Annotated in this window: 14 protein-coding genes; all 14 read left to right on the top strand. The window is 57.3% G+C overall.

What is annotated here, in order from left to right; genetic code table 11:
- The first annotated feature begins 13 nt into the window (after positions 1 to 13).
- Positions 14 to 2,668 (top strand): type VI secretion system ATPase TssH, encoded by a 2,655-nt coding sequence (gene tssH, locus ALQ04_RS20790; protein WP_122317621.1) that lies wholly within the window; start codon positions 14 to 16, stop codon positions 2,666 to 2,668.
- 10 nt (positions 2,669 to 2,678) lie between these two features.
- On the top strand, positions 2,679 to 4,199 hold the full coding sequence (locus ALQ04_RS20785; protein ID WP_122317620.1) for a sigma-54-dependent Fis family transcriptional regulator: 1,521 nt from the start codon (positions 2,679 to 2,681) through the stop codon (positions 4,197 to 4,199).
- A gap of 87 nt (positions 4,200 to 4,286) precedes the next feature.
- Positions 4,287 to 4,427 carry a hypothetical protein gene (locus ALQ04_RS20780; RefSeq protein ID WP_008030659.1) on the top strand — a complete coding sequence of 47 codons (141 nt, stop codon included), beginning with the start codon at positions 4,287 to 4,289 and terminating at the stop codon, positions 4,425 to 4,427.
- 18 nt (positions 4,428 to 4,445) lie between these two features.
- Positions 4,446 to 5,642, top strand: a complete 1,197-nt coding sequence (gene tagH / locus ALQ04_RS20775) for a type VI secretion system-associated FHA domain protein TagH (RefSeq protein ID WP_122317619.1) — start codon at positions 4,446 to 4,448, stop codon at positions 5,640 to 5,642.
- Positions 5,643 to 5,647: 5 nt separating this feature from the next.
- Positions 5,648 to 6,148, top strand: a complete 501-nt coding sequence (gene tssJ / locus ALQ04_RS20770) for a type VI secretion system lipoprotein TssJ (protein ID WP_122317618.1) — start codon at positions 5,648 to 5,650, stop codon at positions 6,146 to 6,148.
- 2 nt (positions 6,149 to 6,150) lie between these two features.
- Positions 6,151 to 7,482 carry a type VI secretion system baseplate subunit TssK gene (gene tssK / locus ALQ04_RS20765; protein WP_122317617.1) on the top strand — a complete coding sequence of 444 codons (1,332 nt, stop codon included), beginning with the start codon at positions 6,151 to 6,153 and terminating at the stop codon, positions 7,480 to 7,482.
- Positions 7,483 to 7,487: 5 nt separating this feature from the next.
- The gene (icmH, locus tag ALQ04_RS20760; protein WP_122317616.1) at positions 7,488 to 8,363 is read left to right on the top strand and encodes a type IVB secretion system protein IcmH/DotU; all 876 of its coding nucleotides are present in this window, start codon (positions 7,488 to 7,490) and stop codon (positions 8,361 to 8,363) included.
- A 13-nt stretch (positions 8,364 to 8,376) separates the two neighbouring features.
- The gene (tssM, locus tag ALQ04_RS20755) at positions 8,377 to 11,904 is read left to right on the top strand and encodes a type VI secretion system membrane subunit TssM (protein WP_183142238.1); all 3,528 of its coding nucleotides are present in this window, start codon (positions 8,377 to 8,379) and stop codon (positions 11,902 to 11,904) included.
- Positions 11,904 to 12,632, top strand: coding sequence for a PP2C family serine/threonine-protein phosphatase (locus tag ALQ04_RS20750; protein WP_122317614.1), 729 nt, complete (start codon positions 11,904 to 11,906; stop codon positions 12,630 to 12,632). The genes tssM and ALQ04_RS20750 overlap by 1 nt, the downstream gene beginning before the upstream one ends.
- Positions 12,629 to 13,636, top strand: a complete 1,008-nt coding sequence (locus ALQ04_RS20745; protein WP_183142237.1) for a serine/threonine-protein kinase — start codon at positions 12,629 to 12,631, stop codon at positions 13,634 to 13,636. The genes ALQ04_RS20750 and ALQ04_RS20745 overlap by 4 nt, the downstream gene beginning before the upstream one ends.
- A 21-nt stretch (positions 13,637 to 13,657) precedes the next feature.
- Positions 13,658 to 15,694: a type VI secretion system tip protein VgrG gene (gene tssI / locus ALQ04_RS20740; RefSeq protein ID WP_122317613.1), complete on the top strand. Its 2,037-nt coding sequence runs from the start codon at positions 13,658 to 13,660 to the stop codon at positions 15,692 to 15,694.
- 5 nt (positions 15,695 to 15,699) lie between these two features.
- Positions 15,700 to 16,719: a tetratricopeptide repeat protein gene (locus tag ALQ04_RS20735; protein ID WP_122317612.1), complete on the top strand. Its 1,020-nt coding sequence runs from the start codon at positions 15,700 to 15,702 to the stop codon at positions 16,717 to 16,719.
- A 16-nt stretch (positions 16,720 to 16,735) separates the two neighbouring features.
- The gene (locus ALQ04_RS20730) at positions 16,736 to 19,873 is read left to right on the top strand and encodes a hypothetical protein (protein ID WP_259645057.1); all 3,138 of its coding nucleotides are present in this window, start codon (positions 16,736 to 16,738) and stop codon (positions 19,871 to 19,873) included.
- A complete protein-coding gene (locus ALQ04_RS26790; RefSeq protein ID WP_147466618.1) occupies positions 19,854 to 20,570 on the top strand; it encodes a hypothetical protein in 717 nt (238 codons plus the stop codon). Before ALQ04_RS20730 ends, ALQ04_RS26790 begins: the two co-directional genes overlap by 20 nt.
- Positions 20,571 to 21,527 lie beyond the last annotated feature (957 nt).

The following is a 21,527-nucleotide window of genomic DNA, read 5'->3' as shown; positions in this document are numbered from 1 at the left end:
GGACAGATGATCAATGATCAACGTAGACCTGCAACAACTTATCCAGGCGCTGGATGCCGAAACCCGCCGTGATCTCGAGCGCTCGGCCGAGCGTTGTGTTGCCCGTGGCGGCAGCAAGATTCTGGTCGAAGACTTGCTGCTGGGCCTGCTGGAGCGTCCGAACGGACTGCTGGCCCGCGCCCTGCAGGATGCCGATGTGGACGCCAGTGAGCTGAACGCCGCATTGCAGACCCGCGTCGAGCACAGCGCTTCGCGCAATCCGGTCTTTGCCCCGGAACTGGTGCAATGGCTGCAGGATGCATTGCTGGTGGCCAACCTTGAGCTGGGCCAGAGCAAGGTCGAGGAGGCCGCGCTGATCCTCGCGCTGCTGCGCAACCCGATGCGCTACGCCGGCAGCCGCTACCAGTCATTGCTGGCCAAGCTGAATATCGAGCGCCTGAAAGAGTTTGCCCTGTCGCAGAACGAACAACCGGCCAGCGGCAAGCCTGCTGCGCAGGGTGAGTCGCTGCTGGAGCGCTTTACCCACAACCTGACCCAGCAAGCTCGCGACGGCAAGCTCGACCCGGTTCTGTGCCGTGATGGTGCGATCCGGCAGATGGTCGACATCCTCGCCCGGCGCCGCAAGAACAACCCGATTGTGGTGGGTGAAGCGGGCGTCGGTAAGACTGCCATCGTCGAAGGCCTGGCCTCGCGTATCGCTGCCGGTGAAGTACCGCAGGTGCTCAAGGGTGTCGAACTGCTGTCGCTGGACATGGGGCTTTTGCAGGCCGGTGCCAGCGTCAAGGGTGAATTCGAGCGCCGTCTCAAGGGCGTGATCGACGAAGTCAAGGCTTCGCCAAAGCCGATCATCCTGTTCATCGACGAAGCTCATACCCTGATCGGTGCTGGTGGCAACGCCGGCGGTTCCGATGCCGCCAACCTGCTGAAACCGGCGCTGGCGCGTGGCGAACTGCGCACCATCGCCGCGACCACCTGGGCGGAGTACAAGAAGTATTTCGAGAAAGACCCGGCGCTGGCCCGTCGTTTCCAGCCGGTGCAATTGCATGAGCCGACCGTCAGCGAAGCGGTGACCATTCTCCGCGGCCTGGCTCAGGTCTACGAGAAGAGCCATGGCATCTATCTGCGCGACGATGCCGTCGTTTCGGCCGCAGAACTGTCGGCCCGTTACCTGGCTGGTCGGCAACTGCCGGACAAGGCCGTCGACGTGCTCGACACCGCCTGCGCCCGGGTGCGCATCAGCCTTGCCGCCGCCCCGGAAAGCCTGGAGCGCCTGCGTGGCGAACTGGCCGAAGGTGGCCGTCAGCGTCAGGCGCTGCGCCGTGATGCCGAAGCCGGTCTGTTGATCGACCACGAAGCCCTCGATGCGCTGGAAGCGCGCCTGGACGAAGCCGAAAACGAAAAAGTTGCCCTGGAAGCGCTGTGGACCGAGCAGAAGCAACTGGCGGAAAACCTGCTGGATCTGCGTCAACAACTGGCCAAGGCTCGCGAAGCCGCCGCCGTCGAGCCGGCCATCAGTGTTGAAGAGGACGCCGAAGGCACGGTCATCGAAACGCTCAGCGTCGAGGTCGACGAAGCCCTCAGCGTGGAAGCGCTGGAAGCCCGCCTGCACGAAACCCACAGCGCCCTGATCGCGGCGCAGGCCAAGGAGCGTCTGGTCAGCTTTGAAGTCTGCCCGCGTCTGGTGGCTGAAGTGATCAGCGCCTGGACCGGTGTGCCGCTGTCGCAACTGGCGCGTGAGCACAACGCCAAGATTGCCAGCTTCGCCACCGACCTGCGGATCCGCATCCGTGGTCAGGAACAGGCCGTTCACGCCCTGGACCGCTCGATGCGCGCCACCGCTGCCGGCCTGAACAAGCCCGACGCTCCGGTCGGTGTGTTCCTGCTGGTCGGCCCGAGCGGCGTCGGCAAGACGGAAACGGCACTGGCCCTCGCGGATCTGCTGTACGGCGGTGATCGTTTCATCACCACCATCAACATGTCCGAATTCCAGGAGAAACACACCGTTTCGCGCCTGATCGGTGCGCCGCCGGGCTATGTCGGTTACGGCGAAGGCGGCATGCTCACCGAAGCCGTGCGGCAAAAGCCGTACTCGGTGGTGCTGCTCGATGAAGTCGAGAAAGCCGACCCGGACGTGCTCAACCTGTTCTATCAGATCTTCGACAAGGGCGTGGCCAACGACGGCGAAGGGCGCGAGATCGATTTCCGCAACACGCTGATCCTGATGACCTCCAACCTGGGCAGCGACCGCATCAGCGCCCTGTGCGAAAACGGCGAGCGACCAACCGCCGAAGTGCTGGAAGAAACTATCCGCCCGGTACTGAGCAAGCACTTCAAGCCGGCCTTGCTGGCGCGCATGAAAGTGGTGCCGTACTACCCGGTTGGTGGCCCGGTACTGCGCGAGCTGATCGAAATCAAACTCGGTCGTCTGGGCGAGCGCCTGAATCGTCGTCAGCTGGATTTCAGCTGGTGCCAGAACCTTGTCGACCATCTGGCCGAGCGTTGCACGCAAAGCGACAGCGGTGCGCGCCTGATCGATCACCTGCTCGACCAGCACGTGTTGCCGCTGGTTGCTGACCGCCTGCTCGATGCCATGGCCAGCGGGGAAAGCCTCAAGCGCGTCCACGCGACGCTCGATGGCTCCGCCAGCGTGACCTGCGAGTTCGCCTGAGGTGGGTGTGATGTTCACTCAGGTACCGCAGCCGCTGGCCTATGCCGAAGCCTTGCTGGCGCAGTACGCCGTTCTGTCGCGTGCGACCAACGGCGCTGCGCTGCTGGGTGATTTCGTGCACGGCCTGGCCGGGCTCAGCGGTTGCGAGCTGACCCAGCTGTATCTGCTGGATGCGACCCACACTTGCCTGGGCATGAATGCCGAGTGCCTGGATGGCGTGCTGCAACCGCGTCAGGCGGCAAGCATGCCGGCGGATTACAACGGCGAACAGCTGTTGCAGTTCGCCCTGTGCCAGAACCGAGTGGTGTGCCTGGGTGAACTGAGCGGCAGCCTGCACGAAACCAGTTTCCTGCCGGCGCAGGCCGAGCCCTGGCAGTCGCTGCTGTGCGTGCCGGTCTTCAACCATCAAAAACAATCCGTCGAAGGCTTGCTGCTGTGTGCGAGCCGTCGTCATGTCGACTTGCAAGGCTTTGCCGATTCTCTCGGCCAGCTTGGTTCGTTCGTGCTCGGCCAGTTGCACCTGTTGCAGCGCTTGCGTCAGCCCGGCGACGAGCCGCGCCCAGCGCCGCTCAGCGTGCCCAGCGCCAGCGATTACGGCCTGATCGGCAAGAGCGCCAGCATGCGCCAGACCTATTCGATGATCAGCAAGGTTCTGCACAGCCCGTACACCGTGCTGTTGTGCGGCGAGACCGGCACCGGCAAGGAAGTCGTCGCCCGGGCGATTCATGACTTCGGTCCACGTCGTTCCCAGGCTTTCATCGTGCAGAACTGTGCGGCGTTCCCGGAAAACCTGCTCGAAAGCGAGCTGTTCGGTTATCGCAAGGGGGCCTTTACCGGCGCCGATCGCGACCGGCCCGGACTGTTCGACGCGGCCAACGGTGGCACCCTGTTGCTCGACGAAATCGGCGACATGCCGCTTTCGCTGCAAGCCAAGCTGCTACGCGTCCTGCAGGAAAGCGAGATTCGTCCGCTGGGTTCCAACGACACCCACAAGATTGATGTACGGATCATTGCTGCCACCCACCGCGACTTGTCGGTGCTGGTCAGTGAAGGCAAGTTCCGCGAGGACTTGTACTACCGTCTGGCGCAATTCCCGATTGAGCTGCCGGCCTTGCGTCAGCGCGAAGGCGACATTATCGATCTGGCCCGGCACTTCGCCGACAAGACCTGCGAGTTCTTGCAGCGTGACCCGCTGCGCTGGTCGGGCGCGGCGCTCGATCATCTGTCCGGCTACGCCTTCCCCGGCAATGTGCGCGAGCTCAAGGGCCTGGTCGAGCGTGCCGTGTTGTTGTGCGAGGGCGGCGAGTTGCTGGCCGAACATTTTTCCCTGCGCGTCGAGGCCATACCCGAAGACAGCAGCCTGAATCTGCGCGAGCGGCTGGAGCGCGTGGAGCGCAGCCTGCTGCTCGATTGCCTGCGCCGCAACGCTGGCAACCAGAGCCTTACCGCCCGTGAACTCGGCCTGCCGAGGCGCACGCTGCTTTACCGCATTGGCCGCCTGAATATCGATCTGGGTGAATTCAATGGGTAGGCAAAAACATTCGATTTCATCTCATCCGCTTCCAACAGCGCGATCCGCAAGGCTTCGCGCTTTGTACTTACTTCTGGAGACCCTCTGATGTCTGTTCGTCACTGGCAAGCCGTCCTGCTGACTCTTGTCGTTCTTTGCGGCCTTGGCGGCTGCAGCGGCAATTACAAATTCAACGACAACACCTATCGCCCATTGGGTGATCCGCAGGCGGTCAATCGCGGCAAGTGACCGCAAGGAGCATCATCTATGGAACTGGTTTTCGAAATGCTGAACACCAAGCAGTTCGTGCCTACGGAGTTGTGCCAGAAGACCTTCAAACAGGCTGGTGGCGTGATTGGCCGTGGCGAGGACTGCGACTGGATCATTCCGGACCGCAAGCGGCATCTGTCCAATCATCACGCGATGATCAGCTACCGCGAGGGCACGTTTTTCCTGACCGATACCAGCAGCAACGGTATCCAGGACAACTCGACCGGCGGACGCCTGCGCAAGGGTGAAGCCGTACGCATCGAACACGGCAGCGTGTACGTGCTGGGTGATTTCGAGATTCGTGCACGGCTGGTTCGCGACCCGGCGAATTTCGACGTGGAAGTGGGCCGTCCGCAGGCTGCAGGCAGCATCATTCCCGACGATGCGTTCCTGGACCTCGATCCGCTGAACGCCATGGATCAGCAGGAGCGCGTCTACTCGGAAATCGACGAGCTGATTTCCCCGCGTGCGGTTGCCGATGATGGCCGCCAGCGCGCCGACTATGCGCGCATCGACATGGAAAGCCTGCTGGTGCCGGAACTGATCGAGGTTCCCGCAGAACCTGCACCTGCTCCGGCACCGCCGCCGGTCGAGCGTCAGGCTGAGGGTTTCTGGGACAAGTTCGGTGCTGCGCTGGGCGTGGACCTCAAAGGCCTCGACCACGATGCCAAAGAGGCGCTGGCGTTGAACGCCGCGCGTCTGCTCAGGCAAAGCGTCGGTGGCTTGCAGCAGAGCCTGCGCACTCGCAGCGAGCTGAAAAACGAGTTGCGTCTGGCACAGACCACCGTGCAAGGCACGCAGAAAAATCCGCTGAAATTCGCCGTCGATGCCGGTGAAGCACTGGGCATTCTGTTGCAGCCGAGCAAGCCGGGCCAGTTGCCGGGCGAGCAGGCTGTATCCCGAGCGTTCCGCGACTTGCAGGCGCATCAGGTGGCCTTGCTGACCGCCAGCCGTGCGGCCGTTCGCGGCACTCTGGAACACTTCTCGCCGCAACAGCTCACCTTGCGTTTCGAGCGCGATAACAAACCGTTGCTGGCCACTTCCGGCAGCCGCTGGAGAGCCTTTGGCCGTTATCACCAGGCGCTGCGCCAGGATGATGACTGGAGCGAACGCTTGCTGGCCCGTGACTTCGCCCAGGCCTATGAAGAACAGATTCGCCTGATTTCAACCCTCCACACCGACCACCAAGGATGATGCGCATGTCTCGCCGTTCGACTGCTTTTATTAAAACGCTGGCTGCGCTGACCGCTCTGGTGCTGCTGGCCGGTTGCTCGACGCTGTCGCCGTACTCCCATATCACCAAGCTCAATCTGAAGCTGACCGCCAGCGATCAATTGAACCCGGACCTCAATGGGCGTCCATCGCCGGTGGTGGTGCGTCTGTTCGAGCTCAAGCACCCGGTAGCGTTCGAGAACGCTGATTTCTTCAGCCTCTACGAGAGCGCCAAGGAGTCCCTGGCTCCGGACATGGTGGCAAGCGAGGAACTGGAGCTGCGCCCGGGTGAAACCGTCGAGCTCAAGCTCAGCGTGCAGGAAGGCAGCCGTTACGTTGGCGTCCTCGCGGCCTACCGTGACCTGCCGGACAGCAAATGGCGCTACACGGTGCAGGTTGCCCCGCTGGAGCTTACCAACGCCGACCTGACCCTCGATCAGAACGGCATTCGCAATACCCATGCAGCGCTCGCCAAGGCAGATGACTGATCATGAATTCCCATAAAGTCATTTGGCAGGAAGGCATGTTGCTGCGCCCGCAGCACTTCCAGCACAACGATCGTTACTACGACCACCAGATGAAAACCCGTACCCAGTTGCTGGGCAGCTACACCTGGGGCTTTCTCAATCTGGAAATCGACCTGCAGTTCCTCAACATGGGCAAACTGGTGGTCAGCCAGGCTTCGGGGATTCTGCCCGACGGCAGCCTGTTCGAGCTGGGTGGCAATACCGAGCCGCTGGCGCTCGATGTGCCGCCCAACACCGGTAATACGCCGATCTATCTGGCGCTGCCGCTGGTCACAGGTAACCACATCGAGTCGCGCCGTCCGGAGCAATCCGACGTGCTGGCGCGCTACACCGCGTACGACGCGGAAGTGGCCGACTCCAACGCCGGCGACGATTCGTCCAGCCAGGTCAGCTGTGGTCGTCCCGACTTCAAGCTGCTGTTGGGCGAGCAGCAGAGCGACCAGGCGTACGTGAAGCTGAAGATCTGCGAAGTGCTCGACACCACGCCGGATGGTGTGATCAGCCTTGACCCGGATTTCGTGCCGACCTACATCCAGGCCCACGCTTCGAGTTACCTGCTGTCGTGCCTCAAGGAAGTCATCAGCATGCTCAGCCACCGGGGCGACACCATCGCCGACCGGATCCGTTCCAACGGCAAGGTCGGTGGCGCTGAAGTCGGTGACTTCATGATGCTGCAACTGATCAACCGCACCGAACTGCTGCTGCGTCACTACCTCGGTCTGGAGCAGGTGCACCCGGAAGAGCTGTACCGCACGTTGCTGACCATGCTCGGCGATCTGGCGACCTTCTCCAGCGACAGCAAGCGCCCGCGCCTGGACAGTCGCTATCAGCACAGCGACCAGGGTGCGAGCTTCCGCAAACTGATGGAAGCAATCCGTCAGGTGTTGTCGATGGTGCTGGAACAGCACGCCATCGAGTTGATTCTGCAAGCGCGTCAGTACGGCATCATCGTCTCGCCGCTGCACGATCACAAACTGTTGGGTTCGGCCTCGTTCGTACTGGCGGCCAGCGCCAACTGCGACTCCGAAGAGCTGCGCCATCGCTTGCCGGCACACCTCAAGGTCGGCCCGGTGGAGCGCATTCGCCAACTGGTCAACCTGCATCTGCCCGGCATCAAGGTCAAACCGTTGCCGGTGGCCCCGCGGCAGATCGCGTTCCACTCCAACAAAACCTATTTCATCCTCGAACTCAGTTCCGAAGACCTGGCGCAACTCGAGCGCTCCGGCGGCTTCGCGTTCCACGTGTCCGGCGAATTCGCCGAACTTGAACTGAAATTCTGGGCCATCAGGAACTGACTGACATGATCAAGGACACGGAATACAACCAGGACGACAAAACCGTCCTGCTCGACCGTCAAGGCCAGGGCCCGGCATCGAGCCCGCTGACCGACTTCGCTGCGCCGCCACGTTTCGAGCAACTGGAAGAGCGCATGATCTACGCGGCGCGCCTGCGCCCGGCCGAAGCCTTCAACATCAGCCTCAACTCGCTGGTGGCAGCAGGTTCCGAGCTGTTGTCGGAAGTGGTGCGGCTCAAGCACAGCGACACCCGCGAAGACATGTACGCGCTCAACGAGCGCCTGACTGCCGGGCTGAAACTGTTTGAAGTGCGCGCCCTGCACAACGGCGCCGAAAGCAGCCAGGTCATGGCGGCCCGTTACGTGCTGTGCACCGTGGTCGACGAAGCCGTCGTGACCACGCCCTGGGGCAACGAAAGCGAATGGTCGCAGATGAGCCTGCTCAGCAGCTTCCACAACGAAACCTTCGGTGGCGAGAAGTTTTTCCAGCTGCTCGATCGGCTGTCGAAAAACCCGGTCAAGCACCTGCCGATGCTGGAACTGATGTACCTGTGCCTGTCCCTGGGCTTTGAAGGCAAGTACCGGGTACAGGCGCGCGGCATGCTCGAACTCGAAGGCATCCGCGATGCCTTGTATCGCCAGATCCGTCAATTGCGCGGCGACGTGCCACGTGAGCTGTCGCCGCACTGGGAAGGCCTGAACGATCAGCGCCGCAGCCTGGTGCGCATCGTGCCGACGTGGATGGTGGTGTTGTTTACCCTCGTCTGCCTGGTGGTGATGTACTCCGGCTTTGCCTGGGTACTTGGCGAGCAACGCGAAACCGTTCTGCAACCTTATCAACCGTTTGACCCAGCCGCGGTCCAGCTGCAGTCGCAGCCGTGAACAGGGACGTATGATGAAGAATTTTTTCAAGAAAGTCGGGGCATTCCTGCTCAAGACCTGGGTCTGGACACTGCTGTTGGTGCTGTTTTTGGCACTGCTGGTGTGGTTCGTCGGGCCGTTGCTGGCGGTAGATGATTACAAGTTCTGGGAAAGCTCGACCTCGCGCTTGCTGACCATCAGCGTGCTGTTCCTGATCTGGGGCCTGACGATGGTTTTCGTCAGCTGGCGCGCCGGTGTGCGCAAGAAAGCCATCGAAGATAGCGAAGACGGCCAGGAACGTATCCGCCGCGAAGAGCAGATCGACGAAGAACAGAAAGAGTTGAAGACGCGTTTCAAGGACGCACTGAAAACCCTGAAGACGTCGAGCCTGTATCGCGGCCGTAGCGAGCGCTGGCGCAGTGACTTGCCGTGGTACCTGCTGATCGGTCCGCAGGGCAGTGGCAAGACCAGCCTGCTGGATTTCTCGGGCCTTGAGTTTCCGATCAACAAGATCGAACGCAAACTGACCCGCGACACCCTCGGCACCCGCCATTGCGACTGGTACTTCGCCGACCACGGCGTCCTGATCGACACCGCTGGCCGTTACCTGACCCAGCCGGATGCGGAAGTCGACGGCAGTGCCTGGAGCACCTTGCTCGACCTGCTGCGCAAGCGTCGCCGCAATCGCCCGTTGAACGGCGTGCTGGTGACCATTCCGGTGGAAACCCTGGTGGGCGGCAGTGAACAGCACCTCGAAACCCTGGCCCGTCAGGTGCGTGCGCGCCTGCAGGATGTGCATCAGAAACTGCATGTCGACGTGCCGGTTTATCTGGTCCTGAGCAAGGCTGACAGCCTGTTGGGCTTCGACGAGTTCTTTGATCAACTGACCCGCGAGGAAAGCGATCAGGTGCTCGGCACCAGCTTCCGCAAAGAGCAGAGCGGCACCGATGTGGCCGTGCTGCGCAGCGAGTTTGAAGAGCTTCTGCGTCGCCTCAACAGCCAGGTGATCATGCGCATGCACCAGGAGCGCGACACTCAGCGCCGTGGTCGCATTCTCGACTTCCCGCATCAACTGGGGCAGATCGGCGAGCGTCTGTGCCTGTTCGTCGACATGGCGTTCACCGGCAACCGCTATCAGCGTGTCAGCCAGTTGCGCGGTTTCTACCTGACCAGCGCACCGCACCTGACTGAAGAAATGGACGCCAGCACTGCTGGCATCGGCGCCAACCTGGGCATGAGTTCCGGCATGTTGCCGACCCTGCGCAGTGGCCGTTCGCGCTTCATTCACCACTTGCTCAGCCGGGTCATCTTCCCCGAGGCCGATCTGGCCGGTCTGGACAAGCGCGAGCGTAGCCGCATCCATTGGGGCCAGCGTGCCCTGTATGTCGGCGCACTGGCAGCGCTGGCGCTGTTCGGCGTGTTGTGGGCCGGTGGTTTCTCGGCCAACTACGAACGCCTGGAAAACCTGCGCAACCTGGCCCATAACTGGACCCAGCAGCGCTCCGCCCTGACCGCTCGCGATGACTCCATGGCGGCGCTCAAGATCCTCGACACCAGCTACGCGGCGACTCAGGTCTTCCCGCACAAAGGCGACGTCGGCTATCACGAGCGTGTCGGTCTGTATCAGGGCGAAGACGTCAATCCGGTGGTTGCAGAGGCTTACGAGCGCGAGCTTGAAGGACAGTTGCTGCCGCGGGTTGCAAGCCTGCTGGAAGGGCAGATTCGTGCCAACACCAAGGACCGCGAGCGCCTGCTCAACAGCCTGCGCGCGTACCTGATGCTGAACATGAAGGAGCGCCGTGACGCGCCATGGCTCAAGGACTGGGTCGCTACCGAATGGTCGCAGCGCTATACCGGCAACACCGCTGTGCAGAACGGTTTGAACAGCCACTTCGAGCGCCTGCTCAAGCAGCCGTTCGTCTATCCGCTCAACGATCAGTTGGTGGCTCAGGCGCGGCAGATCCTGCGCAGCGAGTCGCTGGCCAACGTGGTTTACCGGATGCTGCGCGAGCAGGCCCGTAATCTGCCGGAATACCGCTTGAGCCAGCACCTCGGCCCACAGGGCTCGCTGTTTGTCGGCACCGACTATGTGATTCCCGGGTTCTACACCCAGCAGGGTTATCAGCAGTACTTCTCGGTGCAGGGTTCGATGCTGGTCAGCAATATCCTCAACGACAACTGGGTCCTGGGCGAAGGCACTGGCCTGAGCGGTATGGATTTGCGTCGCCTGATGGTGGAACTGGAGCAATTGTATTTCCGTGACTACGCCAACTACTGGAGTGAAGCGGTAGGTCAGGTCGAGCTGCCGGCAATCAACGATTTTGGCGAAGGCGCGGCGCAACTGGCTGGCCTGATTTCGGCCAACTCGCCGGTTCTGCAACTGTTGGTGGAAGTGCGTGAGAACACTCGCTTCCCGGTAGTCGCTGACACTGCCGAGCAGGCCGCCGATGCTGCCGGGCAACTGGCAGACAAGGGCGGCAATCTCGGCAAACTGGCGGCTGGTGCTGCAGGCAAGGCGTCTGACGCCCTGGCGAAACAGTTGCCGGACACCGCGAGGAAATCCCTGCAAAGCCGCTTCGAGCCGTTGCACCGCTTGCTGGATGACAATAACGGTCCGACTGCCGAGCTGACCCCGGCCCTGACCGCTCTCAACGAGCTGCAAATGCAGATGGCCAGCCTGGCGCGTGCCAGCGCGCCGGAGCAAGCCGCGTTTGAAATGGCCAAGACCCGCATGAGCGGCCAGCGCGATGCGCTGAGCAACTTGCGCACCGCATCCGGCCGTCTGCCGCGTCCGGTGGGCGTGTGGTTCAACGTGCTGGCTGAAGACAGCTGGCGCCTGGTGCTCGGCGATGCCTATCAGTACCTGAACCAGCGCTACCAGAACGAGCTGTACAGCTTCTACGGCAATGCGATCAACAAGCGCTATCCGTTCAACGCCCACAGCCCGAGCGACGTGGCGATCAGTGACTTCCGCGAGTTCTTCAAGGCTCAGGGCATCGCCGACCGTTTCTTCGACAACTACATGCGTCCATTCGTCAGTGGCGATCCGGGCAGCTACCGCATGCGCAGCATCGATGGCCACAGCCTGCCGGTATCCAAGGTCTACCTCGACCAGATGGCCTCCGCGCTGGTGATCCGCAAGAGCTTCTTCGCCGATAACCCGGCCGAGCCGCAAGTGCAGTTCAAGCTGGAGCCATACACGCTCGATCCGGCGGTCAGCCGCTCCGAGTTCAAGCTGGGCGACAAGACCATCGAATACCGTCATGGCCCGATCGTGCCGGTGTCGTTCAAGTGGCCGACCGATGCCGAAGACGGTCGCACCAGCCTGGTCCTCGACCGCATGGCCGGTCGTCCGCTGGGCATCGAGAAAAACACTGGCCCATGGTCGTTGTTCCGTCTGTTCGACCTGATGCAGACCGAATACCTGACAGGTCGCGATGTACTGGTGCTCAAGGCTGACGTGGGTGGCCTGCGCGCCAACTACTTGCTGACCAGCCAGCGCACGCCGAACCCGTTCGACATGAGCGTGCTGCGCTCCTTCCGCATGCCGGTGCAACTCTGATGCTGGTAGCCAGTCCCTGGCGCAGCGCTGCGCGTACCGATGCCGGCAAGGTTCGGGCGCGCAACGAGGATGCTTTTCTGGACTCCCCACAGCATGGGCTGTGGGTGGTCGCGGACGGTATGGGCGGTCATCAGGGTGGCGATATCGCCAGTCAGTTGATCGTCGCCAGCCTGGCGGAACTGCCGGCGCAGGATGATTTCGACGAACGCCTCAAAGGCATTCGTCAGTGCCTGCACTGGCTCAACCGCCGCCTGGGCCAGGAGTTGACCGTCACTGCCGGGCACCACGACAGCATCATGGGCAGTACCGTGGTGGCGCTGCTGATGGAAGGCAATCGTGCCGCCTGTATCTGGGCGGGCGACAGCCGTTGCTACCTGTGGCGCGGCCAGCGTTTGTATCAGCTGTCCAAGGACCATTCGCTGCAACAGCAACTGATCGACGAACAACAGATGAGCGTTGAGCAGGCCAAGGCCCATCCCGGTTCGCATGCCCTGACACGCGCCATCGGCGCTGCCGAGCAGTTGACCCTGGATGTGCTGGAGCTTGAGGTGTACCCCGGCGATGCATTCCTGCTGTGCAGCGATGGCTTGTATCAAGGCCTGAGCAGCGACGCACTCGGCAATGCCTTGAGCCTGAGTGCACCGCAGGTTGCACTGGAGCGTCTGTTCGATGGCGCGCTGCGTGGTTCGGCCCGGGATAACCTGACTGCCGTGGTAATCCGCCAATGACTGAATTCGTGCGACCGATCGACGACCTGCTGGTGAACGAAGAGCAGGACAACAACCTGACCTACTTTGCGTTTGCCAAGTCGCACAAGGCTGAAGCCGCGCTGGCGCCGACCAGGGCCAGCATCGGTGAAATGCCCGAAGTGCTGGCAGGCCGTTACCGCATCGAGCGTCTGCTCGGTGCCGGTGGCATGGGCTTGGTCTACCGTGCACGGGACTTGCTGAGCGAACAGTTCGGCGATCCCGATCCTTACATTGCGCTGAAAATCCTCAGCGAAGAATTTGCCGAGTCGCCGGATGCCAGTGCCTTGCTCTACAGCGAGTTCGCCCTGACCCGACGCCTGCGCCACGACAACGTGCTGCGCTTGCACAGCTTTGACGTGGACACCGATTGCCAGCGGGCCTTCATCACCATGGAACTCATGCGTGGCCTGACGCTGGACAAACTGCTCTGCGAGCGGCCTCTGGGCCTGCCGTGGAAAGAATTGCGCGACATCGTGCTGCCGCTGCTCGACGCACTGGCCTACGCCCATGCTCGCGGCGTGCTGCATGGTGATATGAAACCGAGCAACGTGATGCTCAGCGAAGACGGCGTGCGCCTGTTCGACTTTGGCCTTGGTCAGGCAGAAGAGGGCATTCTCACCGGCCTGCCGCACCTGAGCCGCGCCCGTTTCAACGCCTGGACCCCAGGCTATGCCGCCCCGGAACTGCTGGAAGGCCAGCCGCTGTCGGCCAGTGCCGATGTCTATGGCGTGGCCTGTGTGATCTATGAGCTGGCGGGAGGCAAACATCCGTTCCGCCGCCTGCCCTCGACCCAGGCCCGCGATGAGCGTCTTGAGCGTGAGCTGCAAGCTCCGCGGAATTTACCGAAACACTGCTGGCCCGCCTTGCGCGCCGCGCTGGCTTTCGAGGTCGGAGATCGAGCGATCACCGCCCGACAATTGCGTGACACTTTTGCCACCACTTCGTCCTGGCTGCAACGCTTGAGGCAGGGGCGTAACGGATGACTACCGAACAGGGAGCAAACAATGTTCAACCCTTCTAACGAAACGCACTTCAGCCTGACCGTCCAGGACTACACGGGCGATCTGCAAGTGTTGGCGTTCACGGGTACCGAAGGCATCAGCCAGCCCTATCGTTTCGACCTGGAACTGGTCAGCGAAAACCCTGATCTGGACCTGGAGCAGCTCCTGCACAAGCAGGCGTTCCTGGCGTTCGATCCACAGGGCAGCGGCATCCACGGGCAGATTTACCTCGTCGCCCAGGGCGATGCCGGCAAGCGTTTGAGTCGCTATACCGTGTCGCTGGTGCCGCAGTTGCAGTACCTGCATCACCGCACCAACCAGCGCATCTACCAGCAGATGTCGGCGCCGAAAATCATCGCGTTGATCCTCGAAGAGCACGGTATCAAGAGCAACGGCTACAGCTTCCAGCTCAGCCAGCCATGCCCGGATCGTGAGTACTGCGTGCAGTACGACGAAACCGACCTGCACTTTGTCCAGCGCCTGTGCGAGGAAGAGGGTATTCACTACCACTTCCAGCACAGTGAAGACGCTCACCTGTTGGTGTTTGGCGACGACCAGACCGTCTTCCCCAAGCTCGGCCAGCCCACGGCCTACGTGCAGGGCAGCGGCATGGTCGCCGACGAGCCGGTCATCAAGGGCTTCAAGCTGCGCCTGGAAACCCGTACCAGCCGCGTCACCCGGCGCGACTACGACTTTGAAAAGCCTAACCTGCAACTCGAAGCCGCCTACAAGCCAGCCGACGAAAGCAGCGAACCGGATCTGGAAGACTACGACTATCCAGGCCGCTTCCTGGATCGCGCCCGCGGCAAGTTTCTCAGCCAGCGCGCACTGGAACGCCACCGTGCCGACTATCAGCAAGTCGAAGGCTGGGGCGACCAGACTACCCTCAACAGCGGCCACTTTCTGGAAATCTCCGAGCATCCGCGTACCGAGTGGAACGACCTGTGGCTGCTGACGGAAATCTTCCACGAAGGCAAACAGCCGCAAGTACTCGAAGAGTCGGTGACCAGCGACACTACCGACAACAAGGACGACTTCCACCAGGGTTACCGCAACCGCTTCCTCGCCACGCCGTGGAACGTCTTCTACCGCCCGGCGCTGGAGCACAGCAAACCCCGCGTGCTCGGTAGCCAGACTGCAATGGTCACCGGTCCCAAAGGCGAAGAGATTCACTGCGACCAGTACGGCCGGGTGAAAGTGCAATTCCACTGGGACCGCGAAGGCCTGGCCGACGACAAGACCAGTTGCTGGCTGCGCGTCTCCTCTGGCTGGGCTGGCGACGGCTACGGCGCCATCGCCATCCCGCGCATCGGCATGGAAGTGCTGGTGAGCTTCTTTGAAGGCGATCCCGACCAGCCAATGGTCAGCGGCTGCCTGTACCACAAGGAAAACCAGGTTCCCTACGCGCTGCCGGCCAACAAGACCCGCACCGTATTCAAGACCCTCAGTTCCCCGGGGGGCGGCGGCTACAACGAACTGCGCATCGAAGACAAGAAAGGCGCAGAACAGATCTTCATCCACGCCCAGCGCGACTGGGATGAAAACATCGAACATGACCAGAAAATCCGTATCGGCAACGAACGTCACGACACGGTAGAGAAGAATACCTACACCGAACTCAAGGCCGAAGAACACCGCATCACCTTCGCCGACCGCAAGACCGAAGTGAAACTGGAAGATCACCTGACCGTCGGCCAGAACCAGCACGTCAGGCTGGGCACCGCGCTGCTCACCTCGGCAGGCAACGAAATCCACCTCAAGGCGGGCGACAAGATCGTCATCGAAGCCGGAATGGAACTGACCATGAAAGCGGCTGGCAGCTTCGTCAAGCTGGATGCCGGCGGCATCACGATGATCGGCCCGGTGGTCAAGGTGAACGCCGGAGGTTCGGCAGGTAGCGGAACCGGCATCGGCATCAAGCCGCCGACGCTGCCGGGTGCGGCGGACAAGGACAAGGCGGGGAGTCTGATGGATCAGGCGCCGGTGAATACACCGCCTGAGAAAGTTAAGCCGAAGGCTTTTTTTGTGTTTTCCGAGTGATTGATATGAATCGTGTGTTGAAGAAAAGACGCCTACTGGCTGCAATGTTTTTTGCAGCGTCAGGACTCAGCCTTTTTCATGGCACCGCCAGTGCATATGAGTGCCCATCCGAGGAGTTCACCACCTTCCTCACGGCGTTTTCTACTGCTCCGCAAGTGCAGCAGCGCTTCACGGCAAGTACGGTAACGACTTTGGTTCTGAAACCTGCGGCACAGCCTGATCAATTTGAGCCTCAGACTATTCAGGTGAAGAGTACAGACCTGGCTTTTCCTCTGATGGCACCGATGGCTTCGGATAAAACTGAAGGCGTTGTCATTGAGAGCGTGGACGACACCCACGTCAATGTCATTGATAAGCGTGCCGGTAACAGCCATATCAAAATCTTCAACTTTACTCGCCAGGCGTGCTGGGTGCTTGGGGGAATGGAAGACTGGTCGATCAGTGAAAATAACCTCTCAGCCGAAAAAAAAGCAGGCATGAGTCGTACTGAAAATTACTGCTATCAACGTGCTGAGGCTTACTCCGGGCTCGCAGGGGCAGAGCAGTACCCGCTTACTGCCGAATTGTTTGAAGCCACCCTGGAAAACTATCTATGCGCTGCCGCTTCGGGTGATCCTGAAGCCAGCCTAGATGCTGCAAGTTTGAGTCTTTCGGGCATGGCTCCGCAGTTGGAGACCGCAAAGGTCGAGGCGCTTTTAAAAGCGGCTGCAACGACCCTTGCCGATGGGGCTGCGAGCCTGTCGACGTTTTACTGCTACGGCAATGACATTGCAGCCAACGGTGTATGCCAACATCCCGATCTGGCAGAAAAGGAGCTTGTTCGAGCTGCATCCATGGGTTCTGTCGATTCGATCAATTACCTGGGTTATGTCTTTGAAGAAGGGAAATTGGGGACTAAAGACGTACCTAGAGCGATGGCTTGTTATCGTCTAGCCGCCGATAAAGGTAATCAAACCGCCGCTACTAATGTGCAACGTCTGAAGGCGCAGGCGGCTGACCGCACAACAGCCAGCCATTGCTATTAATTCGCAGGATGTAGAAATGACAGAACCACTTGATTTAAAAAGCAGATACACCGGCGGCGATTATATTTATAAGATGGGTGGCAATGGCTCCACCCTCTTTCAGGGGAAAAAGGCGATTGATTGTTCTCATATGGTCAACCTGCTGCTGACAGGCGCTGGTTACAGTATTCCGTATGAAGATACTCGAGTGATGAATAACTCGACCTATTACACGACCGTTTTACCGCAGGATGTGAAAAAGGGCGATATTGCGCTCTGGATCAACATAGCTCCTGTTCGTGGTGGTGCAGCGCTATTTCATACCGGTATTGTTGAAGACTATAACCCTGTGACCCAGGCTGGACACTTTTTCGGCGCCCAGAGTAGTGGTAATGCTACTGCGGTTTTTGGTCCAAGACCGCCTCTTAGTTACTATTGGCCAGTCCCGACGAAATTCCTGAGAGCAAAGGAAGAGTTCAGAACAGGGGGCACGCCAGCACCTGCTCCGGCCCCAGCACCAGCGCCGACTCCAGCACCTGCCGGGCCTGCTCCCTTGTTGAACTTCCAGTACCCGTTCCGCAAGGCGGACGGTAAGCAGTTCACTGATGCGGACGAAATCTACAAGGCGCTGGAAGGTGAAGCTTCCGGTCACTATCTTCTGGGCAGCAACAAGTTCTGGCACGGCGGTATCCATATTTCTGACAAAAGCGCACCACAGTGCGTGTCGAACGAGCCCATCCGCTGCATGGCCGATGGTGAGGTGGTCGCGTATCGCCTGAATCAGGATTATCTGGAATCCACGTTTGGCGATAACGAAAAGAAGCTGAAGTATTCCAACTCCTTCTGCCTGGTGCGGCACGAATACAAATCCCCTCCAAACCCGGATGAGGGGCCTAATAAAGGCAAGCAGAACAAGCTCAACTTCTACAGCTTGTATATGCACCTGCTGCCGTATGATCGGTATGCTGCATCACCGGATGAAATACCAGCACCACGTATCAGCATGATCGCAAGTGGCTTCAAGGCGCGAAGTGACATCAAGGATGCTCCAAACTGCGTGGAGTACGGCGCTATTTCAGCAGGCGCTGAAATTGAGATCCTGGAAGAGCATGCCGACCAGATTCATGCCAAAGGTAAGCTGATAAAAGGTGCTGTCGGTGGTCGTACCGAAGGGCAAGAGTTCTGGTTTGCCTACAAACAGAATGGTGCGCCATATCCTAGAACTGGCGGTGCCCCTAGCTGGAATGCAGTCGTTCCTCCAGAAAGAACCCGGCCAGGTTACTGGAAAGGCAAGGTGAGAGCAGTCGTCGCAGGAAGCGGCCTCACCCTTCGTCAGCCCCCGGCATCCCTGACTCAGGGTGCCGAGTCCGGAGTACCGATCAGCGCCCCTACGGCTCAAGGAGCGACCAAAGCCCTGGTTTTATGCACAAACAGTACGATTGAGTTTGACAGCGGTAAAGTTCTCAATCTCAGACTGGGAGATAAAACCCTGCGCATGGCAGAGTGCACATTTGTGCCCAGCACTTCAGGTCCCGTTACGGGGCTGAAAGAGCACACTGTTCCTGTACCTTCCTCCTTCTGGGCGTGCGTAGAGGATGTCTCTCCCAATCTATTTGTTAAATGGCAAGATCTTATACCTTCAGTATTTGATGAAGTCGTTCCTATGGGCACGGCAATCAAGGCTGGAGATCCAATAGGTTATCTTGGGCTTAATGAGAATATTTCTGGGCCTAATGGCGGTGTTTCGAGCAAATATCAGGTTCATGTTGAGATATTTTCAGCAGATTCTGAGGTTGAGATTTTTCTAAAAAATCAAGCTGGGTTGAAAGACGGTAAACAATATATTCATTTGCCGGCGGCTACTATATTGAGCAAAAAAGCCCCGCAAACAGATACAGTGGTGTTGTCCAAGGAGCATTTTGTTGAATTAAGAAAAGCGGTGGCTTTTAAGGATGCCGTTGATTGGTATGAAATTACTGTTGTCGATAATGGAGAAAGTAAAACGGGTTTGCTGAAGAAAGAGTCAGCAAAGCTTATAAGTCAGCATGACTGGGAGTTGTTGGGGTTTAAGATCGTAAAAGAAACCAATCAAACATCTGACGGGTTTTTGGATATTGATGATATGCCTGATTTTTTTAAGGCAATCTATAGCGATTTGGATAAACTTGGAAATAACGACGGCAAGGTAACGGCGGAAGACCTTCCTATCGCCTTGAAGAATTTGGAGTTCAGAGAACATTGGTCGAAATTGATTGCAGATCATCCAACGGAATGGAAGTCGAAATCAGATGCTCCTAAGTGGTCTCGTTTGAGTGAGTTGTTAGAAGACTCTCCTGCTGTATTGAAGCACGAAAAAGAAAGAATTGATAAATTGATTTTTTGGGATGACCTGACTGGCAATGCGAAAATTGGAGATGGGGGAGGAGTAGTTAAGCATTTTCATCCTATTAGCTTTGTATGTAATTTAATGGCTGGAGTAGGTGTGAAGTTAACTCTAGCAATGCTGAAAAAGGTATTTACTACAGGGGATAGCTCTAAATTACAACAGTTGGTAGATGAGCTTAATCCGAGATTGGCAGAATATAAGCTGGATACTCCTCTTAGGCTGAGTCATTTTTTTGCACAAGTACGAATTGAAGTTGGTGATGGATATGCTCTTGTCGAATCGTTAAGCTATCGACCTGAAAAATTGACAAAGTTTTCCTATTTCAGTGCTCGACCTGAAGAGGCAGATTTGTACGGATATAAGCCTGGTATACAATCTGCCAATCAAGTGGAAATTGCCAATAGGGCATATAACGGAGTTTCAGGTGTTACTGATTTAGGTAACGGTAATATTGCAAGTGGGGATGGTTGGAAGTACAGAGGGCGTGGACTCAAGCAACTGACTGGGCGATATAATTACACCCAGTTTACAAGTCTTTATCCTGAGATTTGGCCGGGAGAAAATACTGATTTTGTAAGCAACCCAGATCTGCTTGAAGAGCCAAAATATGCTGCTAGATCAGCTGTTTTTTTCTGGCTAAAAAACAAGCTTTACGAAATAGCCGATAAGGGTGAGGCCGCGGAGTTTGTTAATGCTATTACCGCTAAAATTAACCGCCATACCGATAGCTATGGCGATAGACGAGCCCAATTTACTAGGATTTGGACAAATGAAAAAATATTTCAATAAAAAAATGATAGTGGCATTTTTTAGTTTTTCTGTGTGTGGGGCTCACGCTGCAGAATATGTAATAATAAATCAGGATGTGACAGGTGGTGGGGGCGTAGATCAGATAAAACTTACGGATGAAGGTCGCGAGTTTTATACTTTTAGTGTGATTTCCAAAGGTAAGGAAATTTTAAAGAATGAAACCTTGGTTCCCAAAACTATAAAAAATAGTGGAGGGCTAGAAATCTTTCAAGGACTTTCAGTTGTTGATCGTAATATCTCGCTCCGGTATCGTTTTTGCAGTCCTTCTAAAGGTGTTTGTTACGATAGAAACATTATAGGTAGCTTTAAAGACGGTCAGTTCTTCTTCTCAAGAGAGGAGGCTATTGCTTCTGCTGATAAAATTTCCTTGTCAGGGACGTTTTATCAACGTCCAGCTCTTCCAATGGCCTCATTAAGTTATCAGTCACTTTTAGAAAATAATGATAATGCTGAGAAATTATTTGGCAATATTTATGGTAACTGTGTGGCTGATCAAGGCGGGGATTCATTAACTAAGATCTCTGAGGCGTTAGAGAAAGATATTCCGGATGAGTGGGTGTTAGCGCCTGGTTGCGTTACTCCTGCTTTAATATTTAATTTGAAAGCGCAAAATTATTTGACACCTAAAGCCGCAAATAAATATTTATCTAGGTCCGAAGGGGGCAGTAGTAAGTGATTTTGTTATAGCAGGAAATAATGGGAGCAGAAATAGCTCTGCTCTCTTTTTGATAATTTAAAAATGAGTGAAGAGTGAGAGGGTTTAATGTATTTCCAATTTGTACCTGTGCTCAAGCGGCCGTAACCTGTAAAAATTAATTCTTCCCCATGCTGTGTTATTTCAGAAATTTTAGACTATAAAGCTGGTTTTTTAAAGGCATCGTACAAAATGAAGAGTGAGAACTATTTGATAAAGTGGGTTGATGTGTCATCAGTGATTTAGGAGCTTCAGATCGACGGGCTATTGATTTAGAGCTAGGGGCCATGTACTACAGTAATTTAATAGGAGTGAATAGTGAGGTTTATAATATGTTTGGTTTTTTCTTTCAGGTTATGCATTTGCGCAAAATAATAAAGAGTCATTGTAAATATATGCAAAGCTGACACCGCTTTGATTTCTGGAAAACTGATCCGTTACTATCAAGTGCTAGGCAGTCCGTGTGTGAGTGTCCAGATACTCAGCCTGGTGGAGACGGCATTGCGAATGACACCAAGGAGTTTTGTAGTCTATCAGGAAGAAATTTTACTTCGGATTATACTGAGGTATGGTTGGAAAAAGGAGACTTTTCAAGTGACGAGCTGGATCTCACCTTAAAACTTCTTTCTCTAAGTCAAGATAAAGAACAGGTTGGTGTATGTAAGTTTAAAATTAAGGATGGAGCGATCAGTGAGCCTGTGTGTACAATAAAATAACAGGCGTTGTAGCTTTTTAGAGTGATAATGTGGAAAGGCTTATTGTAACTGATTTTATATATAATTTTTGTTCTGGAAGATATTTTGAACGGTATGAGGGTGGATTCCAGAAAGCGCTATGCATCTTGATAATTAAAGTGTAGTGCTCGGGGTGGTAGTTTAGTTTGCTTAATATGAACTCTCTCGTGCGTTGGCTAACTTTTGCTATTAAGGCTCGCTGTTT

This window comes from Pseudomonas cichorii (genome assembly GCF_003700275.1).
In the GTDB taxonomy this organism is placed as follows: domain Bacteria; phylum Pseudomonadota; class Gammaproteobacteria; order Pseudomonadales; family Pseudomonadaceae; genus Aquipseudomonas; species Aquipseudomonas cichorii_B.
The sequence above is the reverse complement of the archived record's forward strand: the minus strand, read 5'-3'. Positions and strand labels throughout refer to the sequence as shown.